13 protein-coding genes are annotated in these 16070 nt (G+C 42.7%); 4 read left to right on the top strand and 9 right to left on the bottom strand.

What is annotated here, in order from left to right:
• Nucleotides 1–702: 702 nt before the first annotated feature.
• Nucleotides 703–1653: an L-threonine 3-dehydrogenase gene (locus tag P6709_RS13725; RefSeq protein WP_278241491.1), complete on the bottom strand. Its 951-nt coding sequence runs from the start codon at nucleotides 1651–1653 to the stop codon at nucleotides 703–705.
• Between the two features lie 328 nt (nucleotides 1654–1981).
• Nucleotides 1982–3172: a glycine C-acetyltransferase gene (locus P6709_RS13720; RefSeq protein WP_278241490.1), complete on the bottom strand. Its 1191-nt coding sequence runs from the start codon at nucleotides 3170–3172 to the stop codon at nucleotides 1982–1984.
• A gap of 219 nt (nucleotides 3173–3391) precedes the next feature.
• On the opposite strand from P6709_RS13720, the gene P6709_RS13715 reads away from it, so the two are divergent.
• Entirely contained in the window at nucleotides 3392–4777 is a 1386-nt protein-coding gene (locus tag P6709_RS13715; RefSeq protein WP_278241489.1) for a hypothetical protein, read from the top strand.
• A 118-nt stretch (nucleotides 4778–4895) separates the two neighbouring features.
• Here P6709_RS13715 and P6709_RS13710 read toward each other — a convergent pair whose 3' ends face one another.
• Nucleotides 4896–5993: a PRK06851 family protein gene (locus P6709_RS13710; protein WP_278241488.1), complete on the bottom strand. Its 1098-nt coding sequence runs from the start codon at nucleotides 5991–5993 to the stop codon at nucleotides 4896–4898.
• Between the two features lie 179 nt (nucleotides 5994–6172).
• Between P6709_RS13710 and P6709_RS13705 the strand changes: the two genes are divergently transcribed.
• A complete protein-coding gene (locus tag P6709_RS13705; protein ID WP_278241487.1) occupies nucleotides 6173–6607 on the top strand; it encodes a hypothetical protein in 435 nt (144 codons plus the stop codon).
• A gap of 483 nt (nucleotides 6608–7090) precedes the next feature.
• Here the strand turns inward: P6709_RS13705 and P6709_RS13700 are convergent, their stop codons facing one another.
• From P6709_RS13700 to ybaK, 5 genes are all read right to left on the bottom strand, one after another.
• Nucleotides 7091–8254, bottom strand: coding sequence for an acyl-CoA dehydrogenase family protein (locus P6709_RS13700; protein ID WP_278241486.1), 1164 nt, complete (start codon nucleotides 8252–8254; stop codon nucleotides 7091–7093).
• A 110-nt stretch (nucleotides 8255–8364) separates the two neighbouring features.
• Entirely contained in the window at nucleotides 8365–9018 is a 654-nt protein-coding gene (locus P6709_RS13695; RefSeq protein ID WP_278241485.1) for a YczE/YyaS/YitT family protein, read from the bottom strand.
• A gap of 91 nt (nucleotides 9019–9109) precedes the next feature.
• Entirely contained in the window at nucleotides 9110–9943 is an 834-nt protein-coding gene (locus P6709_RS13690) for a GNAT family N-acetyltransferase (RefSeq protein WP_278241484.1), read from the bottom strand.
• A 263-nt stretch (nucleotides 9944–10206) separates the two neighbouring features.
• On the bottom strand, nucleotides 10207–10551 hold the full coding sequence (locus P6709_RS13685; RefSeq protein WP_278241483.1) for a general stress protein: 345 nt from the start codon (nucleotides 10549–10551) through the stop codon (nucleotides 10207–10209).
• Between the two features lie 85 nt (nucleotides 10552–10636).
• Nucleotides 10637–11110: a Cys-tRNA(Pro) deacylase gene (ybaK, locus tag P6709_RS13680; protein ID WP_278241508.1), complete on the bottom strand. Its 474-nt coding sequence runs from the start codon at nucleotides 11108–11110 to the stop codon at nucleotides 10637–10639.
• Between the two features lie 142 nt (nucleotides 11111–11252).
• Between ybaK and P6709_RS13675 the strand changes: the two genes are divergently transcribed.
• A complete protein-coding gene (locus P6709_RS13675; protein ID WP_278241482.1) occupies nucleotides 11253–12641 on the top strand; it encodes an MFS transporter in 1389 nt (462 codons plus the stop codon).
• A gap of 120 nt (nucleotides 12642–12761) precedes the next feature.
• Complete coding sequence (locus P6709_RS13670; protein ID WP_278241481.1) at nucleotides 12762–13349, top strand: hypothetical protein; 588 nt, start codon at nucleotides 12762–12764, stop codon at nucleotides 13347–13349.
• Nucleotides 13350–13839: 490 nt separating this feature from the next.
• On the opposite strand, the gene P6709_RS13665 is transcribed toward P6709_RS13670, so the two are convergent.
• Nucleotides 13840–16014: a DNA topoisomerase III gene (locus tag P6709_RS13665; protein WP_278241480.1), complete on the bottom strand. Its 2175-nt coding sequence runs from the start codon at nucleotides 16012–16014 to the stop codon at nucleotides 13840–13842.
• Between the last annotated feature and the right edge of the window lie 56 nt (nucleotides 16015–16070).

Genomic DNA, 16070 nt, shown 5'->3' with positions numbered 1-16070 from the left:
ATCGTCCCTGGCCGTCCTTGAAGCATACAAAATCTGGCATCGATTGCATCAATGCCGTCATTTTTAATTCTTCCTCTCCAATTCTCCAAAGAATTTTTTTACTTTGGTATATTGATAAAGGATGAGAGCTGCTGCAGAGATCAGCAATAGTAAAAGAAGGATTTCTATAATTTGATGGTTTAGTTGATTTATAAAGTTATTTAAACTTGAAACCATTAGTGCAACCTGAATAACCACTATGAGAATAAAAAGTGTAAGAAGAGTTCTGATATGAGTCAATGTATAGGAATGCAAGGAATATAACACCTGCCCATCATGCTGTTTTAGTTTTCGTACTTAGTAAAGAACAATGTGCTCCACTCCATCATAACATGTCGAATTTTGTAGTAAAAGAAGGAAATGAAAATTATTGGTTTAATTTAACTCTAATTTAAATATTGCCTATTTTTATAGGACATTTTTTGCTGAATCATATAAAAAAGCTTGAGACAAAAATGTCTCAAGCTCTTTGACCGATTCACTTCGCTTCAGGCGGACGCTTCCGCAGAGACGGGGCAAAACCTTCTTGGGCGATGCCCTGCGAAGTCTTAAGCAACCGTTATATTCTGCTGGAGTCCCACCTTTCGCTCCGCTCACCTCATACTATTGATAAATACTTACACATTCTTTAAACTTTTTAGCGTTTTGTTGCAACCTCTTTTATTAGCTCATGATCGTTGTTTTTAGCTTCTTCAGCATATCTTCTGTCATGGATGTGAGATCATGGGTGGTGGTAAAGCCCCACTCTGCCCGAGCAGCGGATGCATCAATTGAATTCGGCCAGCTGTCGGCAATCGCCTGGCGGACAGGATCCACGTTATAGTCCATTTGAAAAAACGGCAGATGCTTTTTAATTTCAGCAGCAATTTGCTCAGGCTCAAAGCTCATGGCCGTTACATTAAAGGCATTTCTATGAATCAGCTTTGAAGGATCCGCCTCCATTAAATCAACAATTGCCTGAAGCGCATCTGGCATATACATCATATCCATGTACGTTCCTTCTCTAAGGAAAGAAGTGTACCGTCCGCCTTTTAATGCTTCATAAAAGATCTCAACTGCATAATCTGTTGTTCCTCCACCCGGCGGTGTTACATATGAAATCAATCCAGGAAAACGAACGCCTCGCGTATCTACGCCAAAACGGCTATAGTAATAGTCACACAGCAGTTCTCCTGCTACTTTATTAATCCCATACATGGTAGTCGGACGCTGCAATGTATCCTGAGGCGTGCCTGCTTTAGGTGTGTCCGGACCAAATGAACCGATGGAGCTTGGAGTAAAAAACTGAAGATTTTGTTCGCGTGCTACTTCAAGCGCGTTGACAAGACCTCCCATATTCAGGTTCCAGGCAAGCTGCGGCGTTTGCTCTGCACGGGCTGACAGCAAAGCAGCCATATGCATTAACGTATCCACATTATATTTTTTCGCAATGGCATTCATTTGCTCAGCGTTTGTCACATCAAGAAGTTCAAATGGTCCTCCATTGACTACTTCATTGTCAGCCGAGCGGATATCTGAAGCAATGACTGAATCTGCCCCATATTCCTTACGAAGCTTGGTGATCAGCTCAGAGCCGATTTGTCCAAGTGCTCCTGTTACTAATATTTTCTTCATGACTTCATCCTCCTCTTGCAAATATCATAAGCATGTCTTCCTACGGAAAGGACAACTGTCCTTCATAGGAATACAATGAGCGGTTTTAAATGATATATCCACCTTTAATCTATCATATTCACCACTAAATGTTTATACCAGAAGGACAAATAAAATATTTTTTTATTGGAAATAGAGTTCTAAAATGATAACCTGCCGTTTTACAGCAAAATCTAGTCCACGTTAAAAACCCTTGCGTACAAATAAAAGGATCCTTTCATTTGTACGCAAGGCTGTTGTTTTCTCTGTAAAATCATGCTGCTGAAAAAGCTGCTTGATCTTCAATAATTTATTCGATGATCTTTAATTCTTTCCCTACTTTTTCATAAACTGCCAGTGCCTCGTCAAGCATTTCTTTAGAATGGGCTGCAGTCGGCATATTCCGAACACGTCCTGTACCTCTTGGAACGGTAGGGAATACGATGGATTTAGCATACACTCCTTCTTCGCTTAAACGCTTGCTGAATTGCTGGGTCAGCTTTTCATCGCCAATGATACAAGGTGTAATCGGTGTGGCGCTGTCCCCAATATTGAAGCCAAGCTTTTTCAATCCCGCTTTTAAATAATCGCCGTTTTCCCACAGCTTATCATGAAGCTCTGTACTGTCGATCAGCATTTGCAGCGCTTCGGTGATGGCTGCTGTATCACCTGGAGTCAGTGAAGTTGAAAATAAGAATGGACGTGAACGAACCTTGAGCCAATCGATAAGATCCTGCGTTCCTGCCACATATCCCCCTACTACGCCAATCGCTTTAGACAAGGTTCCCATTTGGAAATCCACTTCTTTGGCAAGACCAAAATGCTTAACCGTTCCGGCGCCTTTACCCATAACGCCTGATCCGTGAGCGTCATCCACATAGGTGATTAAGTCAAATTCCTTCGCAATCTCCACAATTTCAGGAAGTTTCGCAACATCCCCATCCATTGAAAAAACACCGTCTGTAATGACCATCACTTTATTGTATTGACCAGATTCAGTTGCTTCTTTTGCTTTTGCACGCAAGTCTTCCATATCTGAATGGTTGAAGCGGATAACTTTCGCGCGTGACAGACGGCAGCCATCAATAATAGAAGCATGATTCAATTCATCTGAAAGTATGGCATCGTTTTTATCCATGACGGCTGAAATGGCAGCCATGTTGCAGTTAAAGCCGGATTGAAACGCGATTGCGGCTTCTGTTCCTTTAAATTCAGCCAGCTTATCCTCTAATTTCACATGGAGATCAAGCGTCCCATTAATCGTCCGGACTGCTCCCGCCCCAACACCGTAATGATCGATTGCTTTTTTTGCAATTTCTTTAAGATGATCATTCGTCGCTAGGCCAAGATAATTATTAGATGAAAGATTGATAAGCTCTTTACCGGCAATTTTAATTTTAGCCCCGTTTGGTCCTTCTACAGGGTCAATTTCATTGTAGAGCCCTTGATCTTTCAGTTCGTTTAAATTGTCTTCCAGAAATCGATTCAATATTTTAGCCATTTTCATTCCTCCTACATTATTCGGGAATTGGACATTTGTCCTTTTGACATATACAGTAAAGGTGATTTTTTACACGATTTTGCTCTTTTTACCCGTAATCAGTTTAACATGTTTACTTGATACGGACAATTATCGCCTATGTCATTTTGTTTTCCAGCATTTAGTTTCCTATTTTTTATGTAAGTGTGATATGGTTAACTTATCAAAGGAGGGATTTGGATGAACCGTCTTACCACGATCACCCTAATGGAAAAAGGCAACCGCAAAACCAGCCTCACCCCCACACGAGTGGCATTTCATTCTCCCTGTATGATTTTAGAAGCCCGGTCAGCTGACGGAGCACTTTATCACGCATATTTTTACAGGCAACAATTCCTTGCCGCCAAAAAGGTAACCCGCTCAAAGCGAGGCAGTTATCTTCAACAGGCGATGACAAAAGGAATTGTTTTTTTATGTCCGCATCCCCTTGCTTCAAAGCTTACAGAGCAGCATGAAACCCTTAAGAACCGCTCGTTGACAGAGCTTCTTTCCTGGAGCAAAAAACACTTTTCTCCCCTGGAGGTTTCAATTATCTTCAGCTGTCTTGATGCCCTCATACAGGAGGAAAAATTATTTAAAGTCATGCGTGATTCGTACTATGATTACCGCAGGGATGGCAAATGGGGCAAAGCCTATTCAGTTCTTCTTTCATTAGAGAACACATTCCCTGAACATGAATGGGTTGCCCGAACCAAACAGGATGCCTCTTTCTCTTCTTACCACCGTAAGTATGAAACCTTATCCCCTTCACTCGCTCAATCAGATCCTGCCACTTTAGAGTGGATGCTTTGGAAAAAACGAAGCAGCTCTGACCATCGCAATCAGTGGCTTGAATCATACGGCTTAAATCCAGCCTTCTCACTCTCAGCCTTTGCTCTGATAACGGAAGAACATGAGCTCGCAGATCAAGAAGAAACATTTCCTTTCTTCCTGGACCAGGCAAAAAAGCTGTTTGATCAAAACGAGCAAAAAAATCTGCTGCTTCACATGGCTAAAGCACCTCGTCCGTATATCCATAAGGAAGCATTCAGACAATGCATCCGCCTTCAAGAGTGGGAAGAAGCCATGACAACGCTGATTGAGCATCCATTCCCCCTTGAACCTCAGGATATCCGGAGTGTAAAAGAAGCCATTCCCCTTGTTAAATGGGACCACAGCCTTCCGATTGAACAACTCAGCATGGTGCTGATTCCGATTTTGAAAGATGAAAAACACGATCTGGATCTTTTGCTGACCGCCTGCATACCCGTATTAAGCAAAACACATGACCTTCCCTATTTACTAAATTGGCTGCAGCCTTTAGAAGAAGTACAATGCCACCTGCCCATTCATCAGAAAGTCAAAAATCTCGTCGCCTGTGCTGAGGACCCGGACAAACAGGCCCAGGCTGGAGAGCTTTATTACAGCCTCGGCTTAAAAGGCGAAGCGATTGATTCCTTCAGCTACGAAATGGAGCTGAAACCGGACGATCCCGTTCCCGTAAAATGGCTGTTTACTCTTTACCGTGAAACAGGAAATATGGATGAAGCCACAGCGTACCAGCAGCTGCTTCAAACGATGAGATGACCAAAAATCATGGAACAGAAAAAAATAATTTGCACAAAGATACAGCCTGAGACAAAATTGTCTCAGGCTTTTTGACCCCTTCGCTGCGCTTCAGACGGACGCTTCTCCGCTAAACAGGCTATTGGGTTTGAGCTATTTCACATATCTGCTCATGGATGGACTGCTGAATTTTTTCCACTTGCTCAAAATTCATCGCTTGAATATAAATCGATTCCAGCTCATCATGCAAGTACTTTGCTCTTTTCAAACTGGCTGTTCCTTCTTTCATTTTATCTGTGTAGCGCTTGCGAATCTCCTGAATTATGAGTTCATATTCTTCATCTGTTCCTTTACGAATCATTTTGTCGTATGTGTCTATAATTTCATCTCCGTCTCTTTCGGGAAAGTATTCATGCGGCGCGGTGCTGTCAAAAATCGCAAACCCCAGCTCGCGTACAATCACCATATCAAGACTTTCAGGATCAAACCCGCAATGGTAAATCTCCACATCAAGACCCAGGTTTTCGGCTTTTTTAGCCACTTTTTTCAAGAAAGTCGATTTCCCAGTCCCCGGCCTTCCTTTGATAAAATACCGTTTCGTAAGTCCATAGGTCAGGTTCGGAACATAATCGACGGCTCCCTTAAAAGTGGCAGCGCCCAGAAACCGATGTTTAACCTCCGCCTTCTTATTCAGGCTGACGTCGCTAAAGAGATCGTCTATATAGCTTTGTGAAAGTTGATTTGCTGCTTTTCGATCGAGATTTCCGATGTAAATGTCTTCCCATTCATCGTGAATCAGCAGCGCCTCAGCAAAACTTGAATAAGCCTCTTTATAGCATTCATCTATTTTTCTATTGTATTGTTCCACTTCTTCAAGATGCTGAACAAGTTTTTTTCGTTCCCATGCCTCGCCCAGGTTCACATATTCTTCTTTAGCGCCAGGTGCAGTGGGTTCAACGATGTGCGGTGCTGTTCCATCTACTAAACCAACTTTCAGAGAAGGAATGATTACGCCATCAAGGGAATCAGGATCTGATGAGCAATGAATCCATTCTACGTCATATCCTTTTTCAAGCCACATATGGCCAATCTGCTTCATAAGTGTTGACTTTCCAGTGCCAGGTCCGCCTTTTAAAATCCATAATCTATTGAGTGAGGCAAAATTTGAGTCAAAAAAATGGTGAAACCCTTTTGCAGTATTGCCACCCGCGAAATAATGACGGATTTTTCCGGTCAAATTGCATCCCTCCATACCATTCAATCTACCTAAATGTATATGAGCTACAGGAAGCTTTATGCTGTTAAATTATTAGAAATCTTAACTATTATTTAATGGTGAAAAAAGGAAATGTGATCCTGTCTGTCGAAACACATACAGGTCGGCTGTTGATATTTTCATCACGTCAGGGGAGCACATTGATAAAACCAATTTGTTTCATATTGATAACGGTTGGAATTTTGTATGCATGTGATAACAATGAGGAATTAAACTATTCTGCTAAAGAAAAAAATGAACTTACAAAAGATGTTCAGACGTTTTTTTCGATGGTGAAGGATGAAAACGGGGTTCATCTATATAACGATGAAGAGAATGATTCCATTATCGTTTATTTAAATGGATTCAACGTTAAACAGGGGGATGAGGCTGAGTTCTTTACTAATTTCAAAGTAGAAGCAGATGGAAGCACATTAAACCTTTTCTACGATACCGATACCACGACTGATTATTCATCCCCAATTGATAATCAATTGTACTATGAAGTGAAGCCCGATAAAGATTACGATGTGATTAGAATTTTCAATAATAGCGATGAGACTTATTTTGAAACTGCTTCTGGCAATACAGATTAACTTTTAGAGTATAGTCCAGGAATGTTTCCACCTTAATGTACATAATAAAAAGCTTTTGACCGGTTCGCTGCTCTTCAGTCGGAAGCTTTCCGCAGAGAGGGCTGAGCCATTTCAGGGCGTTGCCCTGTAAAGGCTCAGCTTGCCGTCATATCCTGCAGGAGTCGCCGCATTCCGCTCCGCTCACATCATACTACCAATAGATAATGTCTTAATTTCCTTCGTTTATTCAATCATGTCCACTCCTGCTGCCATTGAAAAAACTTCAATTTTCTTTGCCTGATCTCAGGGCTCAACAGACTTGGAATTGATTCGGAAACATAAATGAAGCAGCTCAGTTTTTTTGGAATTTAAGCTACTAGAGACTGGTTGAGCTTTCTTGCACTTCTCTTTCTGCCTTTTAAAGAAAAATAATGGGCGCCTTCATCCGTCGATGAAGGCGCCCGTTAATCTTCGTATGATTTTGCTTTTTAAATTCCCTGCACTTTACACATCACGATCCTGATGGGATTTGATGGCCCCGCTGCCAAGAGAGGCTTTTACCATGTCTTCCATCGGCGGGTTATGGATGCCCATTCTGACGTCGTTGTAAAACCGCTGCATCGGACTTGATGCTGACATACCTGAAGGCCCTACAATCCGCATGGCTTTATCTACTATTGAAATGGCTGAATTTGTTATGGTTACTTTTGCAGATTGAAGAAGGTCCTTTACCCCTTCTTTGTCAGCTGCTTCTTCATAGGCCAGCGCTGCATGATACAGAATTTGCCGGGCGCTCGTCAGTTCAATATCGATTTCCCCAATCTGCTGTTGAATGGTCGGAAGATTTCCGATTGGCTCTCCTAATGAGGCAGGGACATACCCCGCAGCAAACGACACCGCTTCTTCTCTTGCTGCACCGGCAATGCCAATGTAGCAGGCAGGTATATGAAGCAGCCAGCCCGGTGAAGCAGCACGTTTAAAAGCGGCATGTTCCTTCAGTAAATGATTCTTCTGAACGATTACCTCCTGCATCACAAGATCATGACTTGCCGTCCCCCGCATTCCTACACTGTCCCAGGTTTCTTTAATGGAAACACCTTCTGCAGTGCCTGGAACAATAAAGGTCGCTACATTTTCGGTGCCGGCAATCGTCGCGGTAACCAGAAAATAGTCAATTAGCGGTGCAAGAGAGGTAAAGGATTTTTCCCCATTGATCACCCAGTGACCCTCTTTTTCAGCAGCTGTTGTCCTTGGCAAAGCACCGCGGGTTGGGCTTCCTGCTCCTTTTTCAGTGGCTGCTGTGTTGATAAGTGCTCCATCTGCAATTTTCGGTAAAAGCCAGGAAAATGCGTCTTCTTTCCAGTGGCGAAGTTCACTCCATTCCAGTAAAGCACCTCCGTGCCAACCGATGGATAGAGCGGTAGCGCCACTTCCACCTGCAATCGTTTCCTGCGCTAAAATAAAGTCATATAGCCCCTTGCCCTGGCCTCCGAATTCTTCAGGAACCGTTAATGTATGATAGTTTGTATGAATAAGATCCTTTATATTTTCGGTGGGCACCGAATGAAGTTTACTTAACTCCGGCTCTCTTTGTTTAAAGGCGGGCAACAGCCGCTTCAGCTCTTCAACCATTGCGCGCTGTTCATCCGTCCGAATAAAATCGTACACAGAACCACTCCTGACATTACATTTTCTTCAGTCTACAGTAAGTGTATTCATTATTCCAACTGGATTGCTTGGATAATACGGCAATCATTTTGTTGTTTGATGCTGAAGTTTCAGCCTTTTCTCCCAGCAAAACGCGGCTCGTCTGCTGAGTGATTCTCTTGAGTTAACCGGCCAAGCAGCATCTGACTTTGCGGCAGTGAAAGATGGACAACTGAACCGACACAGAGGGCCGCAACCACCGTGCCAATACCTACTGGCCCCCCTAAGCTGAAACCGGCTGCCAGGACGACGAGCTCAATTCCGCTTCGCACCCTGCTGATTTTCCAGCCGGTTTTTTCTACAATTAACATCATGACCGAATCTCTTGGCCCCGCTCCAAGATTAGCAGACACATAGATTCCTACTCCGCAGCCCATGACGACGATGCCGAGTAAAAAGATGGCGATGATTCCTGCCCATGATTCAGGCTCGGGAATGATCCAGTTGAAAATGTCGATGAATAGTCCGACGAGCAGCATATTTAAAATGGCACCGATTCGCGGTGGTTTTTTTGTAATCACAACCACTGCCGCAATAATTAACAGCCCCATAATAATCGACCAGGTCCCTACTGTTAAGCCAAACTGCCAAAACAAACCCAGATGCAGAACATCCCATGGACTGATGCCCAGCTTTTGTCCTTTAATGGTCAGCGTAATTCCAAGCGCTAAAATAACCAGACCCGTAAGAAAAAAAGTCCACCTTACTCCATAATGCTGCTTCATCTATCTTCCTTCTTTCAACTTTACATATTAAAAACGATTGCCTCACTTTACCATACTTTTTGTTTGGAGAAATAATCATGTTGTCTCTATTTTAAAAATTATAGAATTCAAGCCGGTGCTTTTCGCTGAAGCCGACTTTTTTATACAAATGGATCGCCGCTTCATTCCCGGCATTGACGCAAATGGAGATTTCTTTCGCATTCATGTCTTGAAAAAGAAATGCTGCTGCCCGTTTTAAAAGAGCCTCACCCATTCCCATTCCCCTGAATTCAGGGTTCACCGCAATGTATTCAATGGAACCTTCATTGTGAGATGGGTTTGCTTCTACATACACATACCCGGCCAGCCGCTGATTTTTCTCTATTACAAATAAACGATTGCGATCGTTTTTGCGGCTCAGAATATCACCACTGGAAAAATAGCTATCTGGAAAAACCTTTAGATGCAAGCTCTTAAATTCTTCTGTATATAATTCGGTAAACTCCTCTACGCTTTCTTTTTCGCTTGGCTTTAATTCCTCAGGTAGAACCTGAAGAATGACTTCCCGGCTTTTGAGTTTTCCGCCTAACAGGCTGATCCATTGAATGGCCTGCTGGTTTTGTACATTATAAAAGCCGTGCCACGTTCCATTTTGATTAATCTTGTGCTGCAGGATTCTCCAAAGCCTGCTTGCATCCTTCTGCCATTGTTCACCAGACGCGAGACTGTAGGGACCCCACAGTTCACCGGTGGCTGAGTCCTGGTCCCAATCTGCTCCAAGGGCTGCGATGATCTTTCCATTTTCTTTTAACACAGCAAAGGAATCTTTACATGCAAGATCTGAAAAATCAGTCTTGAGTGTGTCGATCACTTCCTTTGCCTCTGTTCCGAAGTAGCCCGTATGCTGTTCAGGATTTTTATTCAGTCCGGCTATAAAACTCCCCATTTCTTCCTCTGTAAACTCAGCTCGAAGCTGTCTGCCACAAGTAAAACAAAAGGAGGCACCTCGCTCGATCTCTCCTTCAAAAAAGCCGTCTCTGCATACCACATCTTCCCCACATCCTGCACACTTTCCTACGACCTCTTTCAAATTCATCAGCCCTTATGTTTTACTTATATCCTATCAGAAATTCCCATCAAAAAGGCTTTCGTTTGCATACAAAAGCCCCGGATGAAAATTTCTTTTCATCCGGGGCTTATCTTAGTCTTTTAGATTGTGAAACCTGCAGGAGCATCCTTCACAACGACAATAATTTTACCTTGGTCAAGCTTGTCTTCAAGGGTATCAGCTTCAGCTTGTGTAAATCCAAGCTTTTCAAACTGTGCACGAAGCTCGTCCCCTTTTTTACGGAAAACATTCTTCGCTGCCGTTCCGAAGCCTACGTCAGATGCTCCAACCGTGTTTGCATCAGCATTATTAGCCACACGCTTTGTACGGTCATCATCATGAGTCACGACATAAATCGTATCTTCATTTACGCCTCTTGTTTTAATGGAGTTAACTGCGTTTACCACTTCTTCATCATTTGAAAATTCTTTGTAAAATAAACTCATTTGTTATCTCCTCCTCTAATTACGTCTACAGAAGAATTAATACCCTTTCTGCCTTTGGTTAAACCTTTCCCCTGGAAGAGGCTTTTTACACAATGTCTGCTTCCTTTGCTTCTGTAATGTCCAAAAGATCCTCAGCTTTCAATTCGATTTGCATCCCAATCTGCCCGGCACTGACAATCATTATGTCCTCTTTAATAACCGGCTTTGCTGCAAAGGTTGGAAACTTTTTTTTCATCCCAATAGGTGAGCAACCGCCTTTTATGTAGCCTGTCACTTTTAAAAGTTCTTTTGCCGGAATCATCTCCAGTTTTTTCTCACCTGCAGTGCGTGCTGCTTTTTTTAAATGAAGTTCCTTTTCAGCGGGAACCAAAAAAACGTAGTATTGCTTGTCAGGTGATTGGGTAACCAATGTTTTGTAAACGGCTTCTGCCGGCCTGTTGATTTTTTGCGCCACCGATACTCCATCAAGCAGATGGTCTGCTATCTCATATTCTAGAATACTGTAAGGGATTTTCTGGGCATCGAGCTTCCTCATCGCATTTGTTTTTGCTTTTTTCACCATTTCTTCACCCCGTTTTTTGAATTGTTTTACTTAGGCGTTTTTGGTGTCATACGTTTTACATCCTTCATAAAACCCTTTATGATTATTTTGGCTATCGAAATAATTTACAGTACTATACGAGTTAAAAAGGCGGTTTATTATGAAAAATCAATTCAATCATACAAACGAAGTGCCGGATTCCCAAAAGAAGAAACTGACATTCCTGGTTTGTTTAATATTAGCATTTACCGTCATGAACGGCACGATGTTTAATGTGGCGATTCCCGATATATCAGCGGAATTTGATTTATCCCCGTCACAGGTCAGCTGGGTGATGACCGGCTACATTTTAGTTTTTGCGATCGGATCTTTAATGTACGGAAAACTCGCAGACTTATTTCCGATCCGTACACTTTTTACTTTTGGTATTGCTTTGTTTTCCCTGGGAGCTTTTCTTGGCTTAGTGTCCCCAAGCTTTGAGGTGCTAATTTTGGCACGAATGCTTCAAGCCATGGGCGGTGCGAGCATTCCCGCTCTTTCTTTTATTATTCCCTCCCGCTTTATGCCAAGCAGCAGAGGAAAAATTTTTGGCTACGTCGCGTCAACGGTTGCCTTTGCCTCAGGAGTCGGTCCTATTTTGGGCGGAATAATTGGCGGAGCATTCAGCTGGAGATATCTATTTCTATTTTCCATGCTTGCCGCTTTATCCATTCCGTTATTCCGCAAATGGCTGCCGCAGGAAGAGAGAAAATACGGTTCTGTGGATTTGCCCGGTGCAGCTCTTGTTGCGCTGACAGCTGCTTCACTGCTGTTTTTTATTACAACGTTTGATGCACGATTATTACTCGCTTTCGCTTTATTCGCTGCTCTTTTTATCTGGCGGACAGTGAAAGCAAAGGAACCTTTTATTCAGCCTTCTATTCTTAAAAACAAGCGCTATACCGTTACGGTGTTTTCAAGCTTTTTTGGTACTGCGTGTTTGTTTGGTCTGATCTTTGTCATTCCGATTATGCTGAGAGATTTAAATGCATTGTCTACGATTGGAATTGGAATGGTGCTCTTTCCAGGCGCCATCATAAGCGGAATCCTCGGTCAATACGGCGGACGGGTGATTGACCAAAAAGGCGGTGTTCCAGTCGTAAAAACTGCACTGATTCTTATCGCAGCAGGCTGTTTGCTCATTTCCACTTTTGCGGGCAGTGTGGCCTGGATTATTTCATTGTGCATGCTGGTAGCCTATATTGGTTTCCCGTTAATTCAAAGCTCTACAGCCGACCTATTAACCACTACCCTTTCCCCTGAGCAGAACGGGGTTGGAATCGGACTGTTTAATTTGTTGAACTTTATGGGCGGTGCTTTTTCAAGCGCAATCTTTGGAGCGGTGCTTGAAATTGAAGGTGTGACAACCCGTTTTAATTTTCTATCTGAAAGCGGGCTGAATGTTATTTACAGCAATTTATTTATCGTTTTAAGCCTGCTGTCTCTTCTCACTGCAGCATTTTTCTCCGTGCTGTACAAAAGGGCTGATAAGCAAGCCGAATCCTATTAATCATGTCCTCCGGAACTAGTCATGCTTTGACTGGATCCGGAGGTTTTTTATTTTATTTATACAATTCATAAAATTTCCTCCTATGATAATATAAGGATATATTGTCATAGGAGGAACTTTATGAAAAAACGATTGCTGATTTCGCTATTGGCTGCTATTCCCCTTTTAAACGCCTGCAATGAAGATGAAATGAATACGGTGCGCAAAGCTGAACTAAGTGACCGGGAAAAATCCATTTTGTCTGCATCATCCAACCATTACTCTATCTTCGATTACACTGCTGGGGACGAGTTTAGTGAACTTAATCTATGGATTGAAGAATATGAAAATGGAGAGTTAATTAAAAACGTTGCAAACGTTATCGTTTCTGTTAGTGAGGAAGGGTCCATTATATTCAGTTCTAATGACGTGTATTTGGAAGATCCGGATAAAAGCCTTCTATCCATAAACCTTAGTGTAACCAACGAGGATGGCAATGGAAGTACGTCTTTCACAGTTGAGCCACCTGAGGATTCATCTAGAATTTCAGCAGAGTATGGTGAAGAAACCCTCCCAATTGAAGGCGAAATAATTTTATCGTATTTTGCTTATTCCAATGATGATATTGTGAGTTCCTTAGCAGAAAGCTATTTTGAAGACCCGGATGCAAATGCTGCTCTATTAAAGCAGTATGATGCTATTTATGTGATGAAGGGGAAATTTAACTAACGTTTCAGACAGACGATTTTCCTTTTAAAGCTGGAGCAATGAACCTGCATTCATTGGAGAAAAATGTAACGGCATTAATAGGTTCTCCGTCTAATTTAAAAAAAGTTGGAGGCGGATTTAATGAAACGATCTGCTATTTTAATAATCTTTATTTTTACGCTCCCACTATTGAGCGGATGCACCGGCTTTTCAAACCCGAAAATTTCTGAGAGTGAAGCAAAACAGATTATCATTGAAAATCGTACAGTGGACATCGGAAAAGTTGAAATCATATCCATAAGCCGCGAATGGAATAAGTATGTGATTCGATGGGAAAATAAAGATAATTGTGAGAGTGGAACTGATTATGTTCATACACAGAGTGGTAAGCTAACGAATGGTAGTAGGTCCATATGCTAATAGTGGACCCAACGTTTTTACGAAATAAAAACCGGTGGAACTGTCCTCAAAGGGCAGTTCCACCGGTTTTTTCAGGCCATTATGGTACTATCTACAATTTTAAATTTTTGAGGGCATCTGCAAGTGCACTGTTTACAGGTTCTTCTTTGTTTTGCTTTTTCATGTAGTTTGCCACATCTTTTTTTCCGGCTTTGCTTGCTGAAGATTGTTTTCTGCGCTTTTGAAAAGCAGACATCTTTTCTCTGTATCCGCACACGCAGCTAAAGGTCTGGCTTTCTCCTTCTCCGCGAAGCTGCAGTTTTTTGCGGCAATTTGGACATCTTGCATTCGTTTCTTTTGCAATGTTTTTACGATGACCGCATTCCCGGTCCTGGCAAACGAGCATCTTGCCTTTTTTGCCCTTCACTTCAAGCATGAGTTTGCCGCAATCTGGACAATGAGTCCCAGTTACATTATCGTGCTTAAATTTAGCATCACTATTTTTAATCGATTGAACAATTTCTTTTGTAAAAGCCGTCATTTCAGTAAGAAAGTCCTTCTTTTTCAGCGTCCCTTTTGCAATGGAAGCCAGCTTTTGCTCCCACTGCGCTGTCAAAACAGGGGATCGCAATGGCTCGGGAACCAGCTCTAAAAGCTGTTTTCCTTTAGACGTGATCACGATTTCCTGCCCTCTTTTTTCAATTAAAAAGCTGTTAAACAGTTTCTCAATGATGTCTGCACGTGTCGCGACTGTTCCTAAACCTCCTGTTTCTCCAAGCGTTTCTACCAATTCTTTCTTTTCATTTTTCATATACGCTTTTGGATTTTCCATGGCTGACAGGAGTGTCGCTTCATTAAAACGTGCAGGGGGCTTGGTTTCACCCGTTGTCTCGACGAATTTTTTCACGCTGTAAACTTCTCCTCTTTTCACGTCCGGAAGCTTCTGCGCTTTGACATCCCCCTGCTCCTCTTCTTCACCGGCATCAAAGACCGATTTCCAGCCAGTCACAGTCGGAATGTTTCCTTTCGCTGTCCATTTTTCACCTGCGATGTCCGCTGAAATAATGGTCTGTTCATACTCGTAAGCAGGCAGCAGGACAGAAAGAAAGCGGGTGGCGATCAGATCGTAAAGTTTCCACTCCTTGTCACTCAGTACATCCGGCAAGAGCCGCTCCTCCGTAGGAATGATCGCATGATGGTCGGTTACTTTGGCATCATTGATAAACCTGCTGCTGGATTTAATTGACGTACGCAGAAGTTTAGCAGCATGAGAAGCGTAAGGCTTCACCTGCATTCCTTTTAAACGGTCGGGCAGTGTTTCAAGCAAATCGGATGTTAAAAAGCGGGAGTCTGTTCTCGGATAGGTCACAAGCTTATGCTGCTCATACAGCCGCTGCAAAATGGACAGTGTTTCTTTTGCAGAAAAATGATAGCGTTTATGTGCATCCCGCTGTAATTCTGTTAAATCGTATAAAGCAGGAGCATACGTTTTTTTAGGTGTCTTCTTTACTTCCTGAATAACCGCCTGCTTGCCCTTCAGCTTGTTCATGATCGTTTGGACTTTTGATTGATCAAAGGTCCTTGTCTGCCCGTTCTGATCCTGCCATTGAAGAGTAAAGTCGTCTGTTTTCACCTGGATACCGTAATAGGATTGAGGCCGAAAGCGCTGAATTTCTTCTTCCTTCTCTGCAATCATGGCAATTGTAGGTGTCTGCACTCTTCCAGTAGAAAGCTGGGCATTGTATTTGGTGGTAAGTGCACGGGTTGCATTAATGCCCATGATCCAGTCTGCTTCCGCACGTGCGACTGCTGAAGCGTAAAGTGATTCATACCCCTTGCCGTCCTTTAATGAGCGAAAGCCCTGCTCGATTGCTTTATCGGTAACTGAAGAAATCCACAAGCGTTTGATCGGCTTTTTTACATTTGCTTTTTCGATGATCCATCTGGCAACGAGTTCACCTTCCCGCCCGGCATCTGTGGCAATCACAATCTCTCCTGCATCCTGTCTCAAAAGCTGCTGTTTGACAGCTTGAAACTGTTTGCCTGTTTGTTTAATGACTACAAGCTTCATTGGGTTTGGAAGAATAGGCAGATCCTCGAGGCGCCAGGATTGATATTCTTTTCCATATCCTTCAGGGTCCGCATGGGTGACCAGATGTCCAAGTGCCCATGTCACGATATAGCGGTCTCCTTCAAGATACCCGTTCCCCTTTTTATTGCATTTCAGAACGCGTGCAATATCTCTTCCAACAGATGGTTTTTCTGCTAATACGACTGTTTTTTTCATTTTAAAAATCCTTTCTGTCCGTGTGTTCATGCTGTCTATTGTATCATGGAAAAAGG

This window comes from Jeotgalibacillus sp. ET6 (genome assembly GCF_029667115.1).
GTDB lineage: Bacteria > Bacillota > Bacilli > Bacillales > Jeotgalibacillaceae > Jeotgalibacillus.
Note: the sequence above shows the minus strand (reverse complement) of the source record. Positions and strands in the feature narration are given on the sequence as shown.